General features: G+C 72.4%; 14 protein-coding genes and 1 pseudogene. 9 read left to right on the forward strand and 6 right to left on the reverse strand.

Annotated features, from left to right (window positions below; translation table 11 throughout):
* Positions 1 to 52 precede the first annotated feature (52 nt).
* Positions 53 to 370 (forward strand): ferredoxin, encoded by a 318-nt coding sequence (gene fdxA, locus E4N62_RS31960; protein WP_005480604.1) that lies wholly within the window; start codon positions 53 to 55, stop codon positions 368 to 370.
* Between the two features lie 131 nt (positions 371 to 501).
* Positions 502 to 1,602: a bifunctional succinyldiaminopimelate transaminase/glutamate-prephenate aminotransferase gene (locus E4N62_RS31965; protein WP_230219944.1), complete on the forward strand. Its 1,101-nt coding sequence runs from the start codon at positions 502 to 504 to the stop codon at positions 1,600 to 1,602.
* A 78-nt stretch (positions 1,603 to 1,680) separates the two neighbouring features.
* Here the strand turns inward: E4N62_RS31965 and E4N62_RS31970 are convergent, their stop codons facing one another.
* A complete protein-coding gene (locus E4N62_RS31970; protein ID WP_230219946.1) occupies positions 1,681 to 2,094 on the reverse strand; it encodes an ATP-binding protein in 414 nt (137 codons plus the stop codon).
* A gap of 312 nt (positions 2,095 to 2,406) precedes the next feature.
* On the reverse strand, positions 2,407 to 3,435 hold the full coding sequence (locus E4N62_RS31975; RefSeq protein WP_230219948.1) for a heavy metal transporter: 1,029 nt from the start codon (positions 3,433 to 3,435) through the stop codon (positions 2,407 to 2,409).
* A gap of 152 nt (positions 3,436 to 3,587) precedes the next feature.
* Between E4N62_RS31975 and dapE the strand changes: the two genes are divergently transcribed.
* Positions 3,588 to 4,667 carry a succinyl-diaminopimelate desuccinylase gene (gene dapE, locus E4N62_RS31980; RefSeq protein WP_230219950.1) on the forward strand — a complete coding sequence of 360 codons (1,080 nt, stop codon included), beginning with the start codon at positions 3,588 to 3,590 and terminating at the stop codon, positions 4,665 to 4,667.
* Between the two features lie 106 nt (positions 4,668 to 4,773).
* Positions 4,774 to 5,532, forward strand: coding sequence for a TIGR00730 family Rossman fold protein (locus E4N62_RS31985; protein WP_045559108.1), 759 nt, complete (start codon positions 4,774 to 4,776; stop codon positions 5,530 to 5,532).
* A 132-nt stretch (positions 5,533 to 5,664) separates the two neighbouring features.
* Here the strand turns inward: E4N62_RS31985 and folP are convergent.
* Positions 5,665 to 6,515: pseudogene (folP, locus tag E4N62_RS31990) on the reverse strand (dihydropteroate synthase); the annotation flags it as partial.
* 119 nt (positions 6,516 to 6,634) lie between these two features.
* Between folP and E4N62_RS31995 the strand changes: the two are divergent.
* Entirely contained in the window at positions 6,635 to 6,985 is a 351-nt protein-coding gene (locus E4N62_RS31995; protein ID WP_230219951.1) for a DivIVA domain-containing protein, read from the forward strand.
* Positions 6,982 to 7,572 (forward strand): DNA-3-methyladenine glycosylase I, encoded by a 591-nt coding sequence (locus tag E4N62_RS32000; RefSeq protein WP_308185915.1) that lies wholly within the window; start codon positions 6,982 to 6,984, stop codon positions 7,570 to 7,572. Before E4N62_RS31995 ends, E4N62_RS32000 begins: the two co-directional genes overlap by 4 nt.
* A 79-nt stretch (positions 7,573 to 7,651) precedes the next feature.
* Here the strand turns inward: E4N62_RS32000 and E4N62_RS32005 are convergent, their stop codons facing one another.
* Positions 7,652 to 8,443 carry an enoyl-CoA hydratase/isomerase family protein gene (locus tag E4N62_RS32005; protein WP_230219952.1) on the reverse strand — a complete coding sequence of 264 codons (792 nt, stop codon included), beginning with the start codon at positions 8,441 to 8,443 and terminating at the stop codon, positions 7,652 to 7,654.
* A gap of 375 nt (positions 8,444 to 8,818) precedes the next feature.
* Between E4N62_RS32005 and E4N62_RS32010 the strand changes: the two genes are divergently transcribed.
* Positions 8,819 to 8,986: a DUF3117 domain-containing protein gene (locus E4N62_RS32010; protein ID WP_003966491.1), complete on the forward strand. Its 168-nt coding sequence runs from the start codon at positions 8,819 to 8,821 to the stop codon at positions 8,984 to 8,986.
* A 111-nt stretch (positions 8,987 to 9,097) separates the two neighbouring features.
* Here the strand turns inward: E4N62_RS32010 and E4N62_RS32015 are convergent, their stop codons facing one another.
* The gene (locus E4N62_RS32015) at positions 9,098 to 9,799 is read right to left on the reverse strand and encodes an O-methyltransferase (protein ID WP_308185969.1); all 702 of its coding nucleotides are present in this window, start codon (positions 9,797 to 9,799) and stop codon (positions 9,098 to 9,100) included.
* A 258-nt stretch (positions 9,800 to 10,057) separates the two neighbouring features.
* Between E4N62_RS32015 and sigE the strand changes: the two genes are divergently transcribed.
* Positions 10,058 to 10,774, forward strand: a complete 717-nt coding sequence (sigE, locus tag E4N62_RS32020) for an RNA polymerase sigma factor SigE (RefSeq protein ID WP_215457232.1) — start codon at positions 10,058 to 10,060, stop codon at positions 10,772 to 10,774.
* Entirely contained in the window at positions 10,771 to 11,988 is a 1,218-nt protein-coding gene (locus tag E4N62_RS32025; protein ID WP_230219953.1) for an anti-sigma factor, read from the forward strand. Before sigE ends, E4N62_RS32025 begins: the two co-directional genes overlap by 4 nt.
* Before the next feature lie 765 nt (positions 11,989 to 12,753).
* Here E4N62_RS32025 and E4N62_RS48885 read toward each other — a convergent pair.
* Complete coding sequence (locus E4N62_RS48885) at positions 12,754 to 13,020, reverse strand: hypothetical protein (protein WP_308185918.1); 267 nt, start codon at positions 13,018 to 13,020, stop codon at positions 12,754 to 12,756.
* Positions 13,021 to 13,231 lie beyond the last annotated feature (211 nt).

Consider the following 13,231-nt stretch of genomic DNA (forward strand, 5'->3'; position numbering starts at 1 on the left):
GCGGCGGAGCCTGAGGAGGCCCGCCAGCGCCCTATCGAGGAGGAACGACAGCGTGACCTACGTCATCGCGCAGCCTTGTGTCGACGTCAAGGACAAGGCGTGCATCGAGGAGTGCCCGGTCGACTGCATCTACGAGGGTCAGCGGTCCCTCTACATCCACCCGGATGAATGCGTCGACTGCGGTGCCTGCGAGCCGGTGTGCCCGGTCGAGGCGATCTTCTACGAGGACGACACCCCGGAGGAGTGGAAGGACTACTACAAGGCGAACGTCGAGTTCTTCGACGAGCTCGGCTCGCCCGGTGGTGCCAGCAAGCTCGGTCTGATCGAGCGTGACCACCCCTTCGTCGCCGCACTCCCGCCGCAGGCCTGAGAGCGACGCCGCGGGCCCCGGGTTGACGCCCCGGGCGCCCGCATCCGCGCCGCCCCGGTCCCGTACGGCCCGATCACCACGGTCGCCGTACGGGCCCGAGGCGTTCGCCACGAGAAAGTGAGCCAGATCCCGTGTCCGCAGTCAGCGACCGCCTTCCCACCTTTCCCTGGGACAAGCTGGAGCCGTACAAGGCGACGGCCGCCGCGCACCCCGGTGGCATCGTCGACCTCTCCGTCGGCACCCCGGTCGACCCGGTGCCCGACCTGATCCAGAAGGCGCTGGTCGCGGCGGCGGACTCGCCGGGCTATCCGACCGTCTGGGGCACCGTCGAACTGCGCGACGCCATCACGGGCTGGCTGGAGCGCCGTCTCGGCGCCCGCGACGTCACCCACCGCCACGTGCTGCCGATCGTCGGCTCGAAGGAACTGGTGGCCTGGCTCCCCACCCAACTGGGCCTCGGCCCCGGCGACCGGGTCGCGTACCCGCGCCTGGCCTACCCGACGTACGAGGTGGGCGCCCGTCTCGCCCGCGCGGACCACGAGGTGTACGACGACCCGACGACCCTGGACCCGGTCGGCCTGAAGCTCCTCTGGCTGAACTCGCCGTCCAACCCCACGGGCAGGGTCCTCGCCAAGGACGAGCTCACCCGGATCGTGGCGTGGGCCCGCTCGCACGGCATCCTGATCTTCTCCGACGAGTGCTACCTGGAGCTGGGCTGGGACGCCGACCCGGTCTCCGTCCTCCACCCGGACGTCAACGGCGGCTCGTACGAGGGCATCGTCGCCGTCCACTCGCTCTCCAAGCGCTCCAACCTGGCGGGCTACCGCGCGGCCTTCCTCGCCGGTGACCCGGACGTCCTCGGCCCGCTCCTGCAGATCCGCAAGCACGGCGGCATGATGACCTCGGCCCCCACCCAGGCCGCCGCGGTCGCGGCCCTCGGGGACGACGCCCACGTCCAGGAGCAGCGCGCCCGCTACGCGGCCCGCCGCACGGCCCTGCGCGACGCCCTCGTCGCCCACGGCTTCCGCATCGAACACAGCGAGGCCAGCCTCTACCTGTGGGCCACCCGGGACGAGTCCTGCTGGACCACGGTCGCGAACCTCGCCGACCTCGGCATCCTCGTGGCCCCCGGCGACTTCTACGGCCCGGCCGGCGACCACCACGTCCGCGTGGCCTTCACGGCGACGGACGAGCGGGTGGCGGCGGCGGTGGAACGCCTGACCAAGGCGTAGAACGCACCACGTCGGCGTAGGACACACCACGCGAAGGGGCCCGGGGAGTCTCCCCGGGCCCCTTCGACGTACGGCAGGTCAGCCGAGCGGGCTCTTGGCAGGCAGCTGCCCCGTCGGCAGCCCGCCCTTCGTCGCCGTCTTGGTCGTGTCACCCAGTACGGTGCCGGCGGACCCCGCGGCCTCCCCGGCGGCCTTCTGCGCGACGGGCGTGGTCGTCTTGACGGTCTTCCCGCCGGTCTTGCTCACGGTCGGCAGGGTCTGCTTGGACGCCTTGGTGCCGGCGTCGCTCGCGACCCCGGTGACGTTCTGCGTCGCGCCGTCCACGGTGCTACCCGCGTTCGTCCCGTCCACGGCGGACAGGCCGCCGAGGTTCGGGGTGGCCGGGAGTTCGGGCGCCGCGCTCGCGGAGCCGGCCGCACCGACCACGGAGGCCGCTCCCGCTGCGGTCAGCAGCGCGGCACGGGCGATCCGGCGGGTCAGGGGGAGGGACATGGTGCTCCTTTGACGGAAGAGAACGTTGAAGTGTCCGACCGCGCCCGGGAGTTGACCGTTCCGGGCTCGGACGCAGTGACTACCGCTCGAAGTCCCCGAAGGTTGCGGCGCCCCGACGTAAAGAAATGGCAATGCGTCGCATGATCAAATGTGGATCCAGTCGGACAAACGCCACCTGTGTCGGCCGTCTGCTGAATCCTTACGGCCCTGTGTTCCCAACGCATTCCGCGTGCCAGGGGTGAGCGGGAGAAATCCCGCGCACCCCGTCCACCCGACGCGCCGCGCCTACCCCGCACGGGTGAGCCGTGCGGCCTACTGTCCAGTGACGATTCGGACCTCGGTGGGGGAGCCCACCGTGCCGCCCGCCGCGCCCCGGGCTTTGCGCCACGCCCCGGCCCGGCCCTCCGCGACCCACTCGCGCCCCGCGTAGGAGACGCGCTCGACGCCGAGCCGGGAGGAGTTGGCCACGGCCCAGTGCGCCAGCTCCCAGCCGCGCTGCCGGGTCCGGTCCGTGTTCCCGGCGTTCCCGGCGTTCCCGGCGTCCGTGAGGGGGATGGTCACGGTCCCGGCGGCGGGAGAGACGCTCGGACTCGGCGCCGCGCTCGCCTCGGCCGAGGCGCCGCCCTCGGAGCTCACCACCGCCGCGGCCGACTCGAACGCCTCGTCGCCGAAGTCCCGGGCGAGCGCGCTGCGCACGGCGTCCGGTCCGCCCGTGTAGGCGGTGCCGGTGCCGGTCGTGTCCCGGCGCCCCTCGCACGTCAGCGTGGCCGCCGACCGCCCGGTCAGCGCGGCGGCGAGCGCCGCGGCGTCGGGCTCGTGCTTGGCATACGCGTCCGGGTAGCCGCTGCGCTGCACGCGCTGGGCGGCCACGGTCAGCGGCAGCCGCTCGTAGTCGTCGACCTTGACGAGATGCTCGTAGAACTCACCCGCCGCGTACACCGGGTCCTGGATCTGCTGCTCGGTGCCCCAGCCCTGCGACGGGCGCTGCTGGAAGAGGCCGAGCGAGTCCCGGTCGCCGTGCGCGATGTTGCGCAGGCTCGACTCCTGCAGCGCGGTCGCCAGCGCGATCGTGACAGCCCGCTCGGGCAGCTCGCGCGAGGTGCCGACCGCCGAGATCGTCGCGGCGTTGGCCGCCTGCTCGGGCGTGAACTCGTACGACGCCCCGTCGTCCGTCCCGGACACGACCACGCACCGGGGTGTCCCGTTCCCCCCGGTCAGATACTGCACGGTGAGATACGCCCCGATCGCGGTGAGCACGACGAAGGCCGCCATGAACTGCAGCACGCGACGGCCGCGACGGCGGGGGCGGGGACCTGAGGGGAAGGGGTACGGCTCCGACACGCGGTCCAAGGTACTGGACGGTAATGGCACTCGTGCAGGAGTTGTGAACAGTGATGTGAACAGGGGGGCGGAAGTGACCGGCTCCACGCGCCCGGCGGTCCGGCTCCACGCGCCCGGCGGCCCGGATCGGGCGGCGCGTTAGGGTCGGGGACATGGCCGAGACCCCGATTGACCTCACGCTGGACGCCGCGCGGCTGACCGCGCAGCTCGTCGACTTCCCCTCCGAGAGCGGCACCGAGAAGCCCCTCGCGGACGCGATCGAGACCGCCCTGCGCGCCCTGCCGCACCTCACGGTCGACCGGTACGGCAACAACGTCGTCGCCCGTACGAACCTGGGCCGCGCCGAGCGCGTGATCCTGGCCGGCCACATCGACACCGTGCCCATCGCGGACAACGTCCCCTCCCGCCTCGACGAGGACGGCGTCCTGTGGGGCTGCGGCACCTGCGACATGAAGTCCGGCGTCGCGGTCCAGCTGCGCATCGCCGCCACGGTCCCGGCCCCCAACCGCGACCTGACGTTCGTCTTCTACGACAACGAGGAGGTCGCCGCGGACCTCAACGGCCTGAAGCACGTCTCCGAGGCCCACCCCGAATGGCTGGCGGGGGATTTCGCGGTCCTCCTGGAGCCCACCGACGGCGAGGTCGAGGGCGGCTGCCAGGGCACCCTGCGGGTCCTGCTGACGACCAAGGGCGAGCGCGCCCACTCCGCCCGCGGCTGGATGGGCTCCAACGCCATCCACGCCGCCGCCCCGATCCTGGCGAGGCTGGCGTCGTACGAGCCCCGCTACCCGGTGATCGACGGCCTGGAGTACCGCGAGGGCCTCAACGCGGTCGGCATCTCCGGCGGCGTCGCCGGCAACGTCATCCCCGACGCCTGCATGGTCACGGTCAACTTCCGCTACGCGCCGGACCGTACGGAGGAGGAGGCCATCGCCCACGTCCGCGAGGTCTTCGCCGACTGCGGGGTCGAGGAGTTCACCGTCGACGACCACAGCCCCGGCGCGCTGCCCGGCCTGTCCCACCCGGCGGCCGCGGCGTTCATCGAGGCCGTCGGCGGCACGGCCCAGCCCAAGTACGGCTGGACCGACGTCTCCCGCTTCAGCGCCCTCGGCGTCCCGGCCGTCAACTACGGCCCCGGCAACCCCCACTTGGCGCACCGGCGGGACGAGCGCGTCGAGACGGCGAAGATCCTGACCGGCGAGGAGCGCCTGAGGTCCTGGCTGACGGCGTGACCTGTCCGGTGCGGCGGATCGCGTGGCGGACACGCTGACGTCCCCCGTCCGTAACCCGTATGGATCTACGCTGAGGTGAACCACCAGCACGGCGGAGGGAGCGGACATGGCGACCGGCAACCCCGAGGGCAAGAAGCAGCCACCCGAGGAGCAGCGGCTGGGACCGGTGCTGCGCAGGCGAGGCCAGGTTCAGGCGAGCACGACGGACCAGCGGTTGCTGGACGCGGGCGGCCCCTCGGACTGGGTCCACACCGACCCCTGGCGGGTCCTGCGCATCCAGTCCGAGTTCATCGAGGGTTTCGGCACGCTCGCCGAACTCCCGCCCGCGATCAGCGTCTTCGGCTCCGCCCGCACGCCCGCCGACTCCCCGGAGTACGAGGCGGGCGTCCGGCTCGGCCGGGGCCTGGTGGAGGCAGGCTTCGCCGTCATCACCGGCGGCGGCCCGGGCGCGATGGAGGCGGCCAACAAGGGCGCCCTCGAAGCGGGCGGCACCTCCGTCGGCCTCGGCATCGAGCTCCCCTTCGAACAGGGCCTCAACCCCTACGTCGACATCGGCCTCAACTTCCGCTACTTCTTCGTCCGGAAGATGATGTTCGTCAAGTACGCCCAGGGCTTCGTGGTCCTCCCCGGCGGCCTCGGCACCCTCGACGAACTCTTCGAGGCCCTCACCCTCGTCCAGACCCAGAAGGTCACCCGCTTCCCCATCGTCCTCTTCGGCGAGTCCTACTGGAGCGGCCTGGTCGACTGGCTGACCAACACCCTCATCGCCCAGGGCAAGGCAGCGGAGAAGGACCTGACCCTCTTCCACGTGACGGACGACGTGGACGAGGCGGTGGCCCTGGTCTCGAAGGAGGCGGGCCGCTGATCAGGGGCGCGGGGAACTGCGCGAACGGGGTCCGGGGCGGAGCCCCGAATCTGACGGGGGCCGAAGGGGCGCGTAGCCCTCTGGGTGGGGATGGGACGGGTAGGGGTGGCGGGGGCGAAAAGATCTAGGCGAGCCCCGCCGGGCAACGGCGGGCCCCCGCCACCCGCGATCGCCCCCACCATCTCCACCACCTGCCGAGTCTCAGCCACCTCATGCACCCGATACACCTGAGCTCCCAACCAGGCCGACACGGCAGTGGTCGCCAACGTCCCCACCACCCGCTCCTTCACCGGCTTGTCCAACGTCTCCCCCACGAAGTCCTTGTTGGACAGCGACACCAACACCGGCCACCCCGTGGCGACCATCTCCCCCAACCGCCGGGTCGCCTCCAGACCGTGCCGCGTGTTCTTCCCGAAGTCGTGCCCCGGATCGATCAGCACGGACTCCCGGGGCACCCCCAACGCCACCGCCCGCTCCGCCAGCCCCACGGTCACCCGCAACACGTCGGCCATCACGTCGTCGTACTCGACCCGGTGCGGCCGGGTACGCGGCTGGGCCCCACCCGCGTGCGTACACACCAGCCCCACCCGATACCGCGCCGCGACCTCCGCGAGCCGGGGATCGACCCCGCCCCACGCGTCGTTGAGCAGATCCGCCCCGGCCTCGCACACGGCCTCACCGACCTCGTGCCGCCAGGTGTCGACGCTGATGATCACGTCGGGGAACCGCCGCCGCACCTCCGCGACGAACCCCACGGTCCGCCGCGCCTCCTCCGCCGCGGTCACCTCCTCCCCGGGACCGGCCTTCACCCCGCCGACGTCGATGATGACCGCGCCGTCGGCGACCGCCCGCTCCACGCGCGCGAGCGCCGGCTCGTCGTGGAAGGTCGCCCCTTGGTCGTAGAAGGAGTCCGGCGTCCGGTTCACGATCGCCATGATCACCGGCTCGTGCGGGCCGAATTCCCGCTTGCCCAGCCTGAGCATCCGCTGTGACCTCTCCCAGTACGTCCCGTCGATCGCCGGCCTTGCCCGACCGCCTGCGACCTTAGCTGTCAGACTCGCATGGCACGATCGGAGCCGAACACACTCGAGGGGACCCAGCGATGTTCATGTTCTTGTTCCTGGTCGTCGCGCTCGCCGTCGTGGTCGCCGCGGTGACGCTCGCCGTGGTCGGCGGCGGCGACAACGCGGTGCTGCCGGAGGCCGAGGGCGAGCGGCTCCAGGACCCGCTGCCGGCGGACCGCCCGGTCAACCGCGCCGACGTCGAGGCGCTCCGCTTCCCGGTCGCCGTCCGCGGCTACCGCATGGTGGACGTGGACGACGCCCTCGGCCGCCTCAGCGCCGAGATCGCCGAGCGGGACGCCCGGATCGCCGACCTGGAGTCCGCGCTCGCGGGCGCCCGCACGGCGACCGCGACCTCGCTGCACAAGCCGGAGGAGGGCGACCACCGGTGAGCGACGGCACCGCCCTGCCCGGCTCCGACGGCGCCCCGCGCTGCCCCTGGGCCCTGTCCACCGAGGACTACGTCGCGTACCACGACCAGGAGTGGGGCCGCCCGGTCCACGGCGACGACGCGCTGTACGAGCGGCTCTGCCTGGAGGCCTTCCAGTCCGGCCTCTCCTGGATCACCATCCTGCGCCGCCGCGAGGGCTTCCGTTCCGCCTTCGCCGACTTCAAGATCGCCTCGGTCGCCCTGTTCACCGAGGCCGACCAGGAGCGCCTCCTCGCCGACCCCGGCATCATCCGCAACCGCGCCAAGATCGAGGCGACGATCGCCAACGCCCGCGAACTGTCCACCTGGACCTCCGGCGAGCTGGACGAGCTGATCTGGTCCCACGCCCCGGACCCGGCGACCCGCCCGGCCCCGCGAACCCTCGCGGACGTCCCGGCGGTCACCCCCGAGTCCACGGCCCTGTCCAAGTCCCTGAAGAAACGAGGCATCCGCTTCGTGGGCCCGACAACGGCATACGCCCTGATGCAGGCGTGCGGCCTGGTGAACGACCACTTGGAGACATGCGTGGCGAGAAGCGCGCCCCGCTAGAGGCGCGGGGCGGTGACACCTGCGGCTGCGCCGCGTGGGCGCGACCAACCACATCGGAACCGCAGCTTCCCGCGCACCGTCACCGCCCCAAGTACTTCGGCTCTTCCTTGTTCACGAAGGCCCGCACAGCGATCTGGTGGTCCTCCGACGCCCCCGCGCAAGTCTGGAGCTCGTCCTCCTTCTCCAGCGTCTCGGCCAGCGAGTGGGTGAACCCGTACGCCACCGCCTCCTTGATCGCCGCGTATGCCACGGTCGGCCCCCCGGCAAGCATCCGCGCCACCTCCTCGGCGGCGGCGTGCAGCGAGGCCGCCGGAACGATCCGGTTCGCGATCCCCAGCTCGTACGCCTCCTGGGCCTTGATGCTGCGCGGGAACAGCAGCAGGTCGGCGGCACGGCCCGGGCCGATCACCCGCGGCAGGGTCCACGAGACCCCGGAGTCGGCCGTGAGCGCCACCCCGGCGAAGGACGTGTTGAACGAGGCCGTGTCGGCGACCACCCGGTAGTCCGCCGCGAGCGCGAAGCCCAGACCGGCCCCGGCCGCGACGCCGTTCACCCCGGCCACCACGGGCTTCGCCATGCTCGTGAGCGCCTTCACCACGGGGTTGTAGTGCTCCTTGACCGTGCTCATGACCTCCCCCGAGCCCTCGATCAGCAGCCCGATGTGCTCCTTGAGGTCCTGGCCCACACAGAACGCCCGCTCTCCGGCGGCCGTCAGCAGCACCGCCCGCACCGCGTCGTCCCCGGCGGCCTCCTCCACGGCCTCCCGCAGTGCGACCTTCGTCGCGATGTTCAGCGCGTTCATCGCCTCGGGGCGGTTCAGCGTGATCTTCGCGAGTCCGTCGTGCACCTCGTAGAGCACGGTGTCGGCCATGGTGTTTCCCCTCCGGTGTCGCGGCAGGTGACGTACTGGTCGGTACGCCCTCGTCACAGCACAGCATGGCGGAGTTCACGGGCGGTGGCCGGGCCCGGACGTGTGACCTGCGTCAAAGAATCACCAATGGGTGAGCGCCCACCCGGGGCCGTGCGGTGGCGCAGTATCGCAGTCACACCGCCGAATTGGGTGGTTTTGCTCGCGCGCGTTGCCCAAGCGATGCCGACCGATGTTGGTCATCGGGTCATGAGATGCGGGATAATGGCCTGGAAGCAATGTGTTCGATGCCGGTGTCGCGTGTCCCCAGGTGGGCCCGCGCCTGCCCTCCCGGGCCGTCGGCTTGGCGATGAGCTGGTTTCAGGAAGGGGTACGAGCATGGCGGCCATGAAGCCGCGGACGGGCGATGGCCCGCTCGAGGTGACCAAGGAGGGGCGGGGCATCGTCATGCGCGTTCCGCTCGAAGGCGGCGGTCGGCTCGTCGTCGAGCTGACCCCTGACGAGGCCGACGCCCTCGGTGATGCCCTCAAGAAGGTCGTCGGCTGACGCGCGTAGCGACGATACCCTTTCAGTCGCCCCGGCACCGCCCCTCGGCGGTGCCGGGGCGCTGTCGTACCGGGGACGTGCTCGGGGGCCGGCCGGGTTGTGGGGAGCCGCTCAGCGCTTGACCGCGCACAGCAGGCCGTCGCCCACGGGGAGCAGGGACGGCACGAGTTCGGAACTCTCCCGGACCGCGCGCAACAGCTCCCGCAGTCGTATGACCTCGGTGGGCTGCGGATTGGAGTCCACCGTCCGGCCACTGGCGAACACACCCTCGAACGCCACCAGGCCACCGGGCCTGAGCAGACGCAACGATTCAGCGAGGTAGTCGAGGCTCTCCAGCCGGTCGCCGTCGCAGAAGACCAGGTCGTACCCGGAGTCCGCGAGCCGGGGCAGCACGTCCAGGGCGTGCCCCGGGATGAAGCGTGCGCGGTTGCTGGCGAAGCCGGACGCGCGGAACGCCTGCCGGGCGAACTGCTGGTGCTCCGGCTCCGGATCCACGGTGGTCAGCACCCCGTCGGGCCGCATGCCGTGCAGCAGATGGATCCCGGAGACACCGGTCCCGGTCCCGATCTCCGCCACGGCCTTCGCGTCCACGGTGGCGGCGAGCACCCGCAGCGCGGCGCCCGTGCCGGGCGACACCGAGCGCAGCCCTGCCTCCCGGGCCCGTTCCCGGGCCCAGCGCAGCGCGTCGTCCTCGGCGACAAAGGCGTCGGCGAACGCCCAGCTCGTCAGCCGGTTGCCGGTAATGACCCTCTCCTTATGTCCCCGTGGTTGCCTGGGCGTGACTGTATCCGTTGCCGTCGGGAACCTGCTGATGGGACCGGTCGTTTAAAGGGATGAGTGAGTGACGGGGGGCACGGGATGGATCGATCCGACGACCAGGGCCGCGTATCGACGCGGCTGCTGACCAAGCCCGACGGGCCGCGTCAGCCGGACGAGCCACAGCGGCGCACATCAATTTCTTATAAATCCGCTTATCCGGAGCTAACGGGCGAGGTGGCTATGGTAGGGGCTCCACTGGACACCACCAGAGCCGACAGGGGAGGTGCGGCTGCGCCTGTGGATCGGGGAGGAGTGCTGCGGCGCTTTCTCGGATCGGCAGGTAGGCCGAAATCCGTGAACGACACCGCTGACCACAGCCACGCCGACGCTCCCGCCTCGGGCGGAGCACAGACCGCGACCTTCACCACGGACGCGCACGCACAGGCGTGGACTCCGCCCACCTGGGAGGAGATCGTCAGCACCCACAGCGGCCGCGTGTACCGGCTCGCCTACCGTCTGACCGGCAACCAGCACGACGCCGAGGATCTCACCCAGGAGGTCTTCGTCCGCGTCTTCCGCTCCCTGTCGACCTACACGCCCGGCACCTTCGAGGGCTGGCTGCACCGCATCACCACCAACCTCTTCCTGGACATGGTCCGGCGCAAGCAGCGCATCCGCTTCGACGCCCTCGGGGACGACGCGGCCGAGCGCCTGCCCAGCCGTGAGCCCACCCCGCAACAGATCTTCAACGACGCGCACTTCGACGCCGACGTCCAGCAGGCCCTCGACACCCTGGCACCCGAGTTCCGCGCCGCCGTCGTCCTCTGCGACATCGAAGGACTGTCGTACGAGGAGATCGCCGCGACCCTGGGCGTCAAGCTCGGCACGGTCCGCTCCCGGATCCACCGCGGCCGCTCCCAGCTCCGCAAGGCCCTCGCGCACCGCTCCCCGGAGGCCCGGGCCGAGCAACGCCGCGGGTTCGCGGTGCCCCGGGTGGCCGTGCTGGGAGGAGGGGGCGCGACCGCGTGAGTGGATCCCGTCCTACGCCTGCCGAGCAGCACCTGGGAGACCGTCTCTCCGCCCTGGTCGACGGAGAGCTCGGTCATGAGGCGCGAGACCGCGTCCTGGCACATCTCGCCACCTGCGCGAAGTGCAAATCGGAGGCGGACGAACAGCGCCGCCTGAAGAACGTCTTCGCGGAGGCCGCCCCGCCGCCTCCCTCCGAGAGCTTCCTCGCCCGCCTCCAGATGCTGCCCGCGGGCGGCGACGGCGACGGCGGCTCACCGCTGTCCGGCGGCTTCGGCGGAAGACTCGGAGGTACGGCCGGTGGGCCGGGCCTGCTCGGTGAACCCGACTCCCGGGACTTCGCCGACTTCGGGGTCTTCGGCTCCGGCGACTCCTTCGGATACGTCCCGTCGGGACCACACGGCGGCGCGCTGACGCCGTCGGAAGGCCGCGGACTGCTCGGCGGCGGCCGAGGAGCCTCCGGCGGCCGCGGGTTCCTCGGTGACCGCGGCTTCCTGAGCGGCCGTGGCTTCCTCGGTGACCGGGGGGCCCTGGGCGACCGTGGCTTCCTGGGCGGCGCACGAGGCCTCTCCGGCGGCGCGGACGACCGCCCGGGCCGTACGGAGAGAACCGGCGGCGACCGGGACGGCGGAAGCGACAGAGGGGCCCTGGGCATTCGTGGCTTTCGCATCCACGACGTGAGCCGGCAGGAGGCCGAGCGTTCGGCCTCGCGCGGCATGCGGTTCGCCTTCGTGGCGGCGGGCGCGGTGTCGCTGGCCGCGATCGCCCTCGGCGGCGTGACCAACGGCATGCCCGTCGAGACGGCCGACGCCCGCGGCGCCTCCGGCAGCGGCAGCAATGTCACCCCGCTGCGGACCCAGGCCTCGGGCACGGTTCCGACGCCCGAGGCGCAGCGCCGTCGGGGCACCGTCGGGCCACTCCTCGGACAGGGCCAGCAGTCCCTGGGCCAGGTGCCCGTCGCCCCGACGGAGATCTCCGCGCCCCTGCTGCCCGGGGTCCCCGCTCCGGCCGGCCAGGACCGCAGGTCCGTACACCCGCTGACCGCCCCCGTGTTGGCCGGTGCCGCCGTCATGTCACCGCTCATACGTCCGCTCACCGCAGCGCCGCCCCTGCAGCTGACCGGCTGGTCCCCGGCCCCCGAGCTGACGGGTCCGGGCCTGCTGACGGCCCCCGACACCACCTCGTCCCCCACACCCACATCGCCCGTCCTCCGCTGACCCCGAGTTCTGCGCACCGGCCCGCGAACCTGGTTGAATCCAGAGTGGGCCGTGTCCGCTCGGGCCGGTTCCGGCCTGCGGCGCTCGGTGAACGGTGGGCGGCGGGCCGGTCCTTGGGACAGGCCCTAGGTGTGGGGAGAACATGAACGAGGGGAAGCCCACGAAGGCGAAGTGGTGGAGCCGCCCCCGGGCGCACGGCGCGGGGGCGGAGACAGCGGGGGACCACATCGGGGCGACGGCGAACGCGGCTCGTGAGGAAAACCCCGAGGGTGACTTCGAGTTGGAACGCCCGGCGACGGCGACGGCCCTCGTCGGGCCCGACACCCGGATCGAGCCCGAGGCCGACTCCGATTTCCAACTGGCCCGTCCGGCGGTCGAGACCCCGCTCGGGGCCGCCCCCACGTCGACCGCCGCCGCGGTCGTCGACACGGACGGCGACTTCGAACTGGAGCGACCGACCGGGACGAGCGCGGTGCGCGACGCGGAGGTCGGCGCGAACTCGCCGACCGGGGCGGGCGGTTCGGTGGCCGAGCCCGGCAGCGTGTCGGTCGAGGCCGAGGGCGGCCCCACCGGCGGTGCCGGGTCCTCTGCCGGTGCCGCGAGCACGGCCTCTGACACCTCCGGGTCCTCTGCCGCAGCCGCCTCCGCGACCACGGTCGTGGGCGTCACCGCTGTCGCCGATGCCCGGCCGTCGGGTGAGCAAGGTGCCCTGAGCGCCCCTGACGCGCCCTCTGAGCGTCCCAAACCGCTGCACGACCCCGATCCCTACGGCACCCCGCCGTACGGCGAGCCCGGCCCGTGGGCGCCCGCTCCGCCGGTCCAGCACCCGGCGACGGCTCCCGCTTCCGGCACGGCTTCCGCCCCCATGGCGGACGTCCGGCCGACGACACCGGCCCAGGGCACCGCCGCACCGGCGACCGCTCCGCAGCCGACGCCTGCGGCACCGCAGGCCGAAGCGGCCTCGTACGCGGAGGCGCCCGCGCCGGCCGCCGCCGCTTCCCGGACGTGTCCCAGTCGGCCGCGACGCCCCACCCCGACAGCTCCCCGCCTCCCGGGGCCTCCTACGCGTATCCCTCCCAGCCGGGCCGCCGCCCTTCGGCGACTCGGCGCGGACGGTGCCGCCTCCCTACGCGGGCGGGGCACAAGCCGGGCACCCTCCGCACGGAGCCTCAGACCAGCACCCCCCGGGTGCCTACGCCGACCCCGCGCAGTCGCCGCAGGCCGCGACGCACAGCTCGCGGGG

The organism is Streptomyces sp. MNU76 (genome assembly GCF_020982545.1).
In the GTDB taxonomy this organism is placed as follows: Bacteria; Actinomycetota; Actinomycetes; order Streptomycetales; family Streptomycetaceae; genus Streptomyces.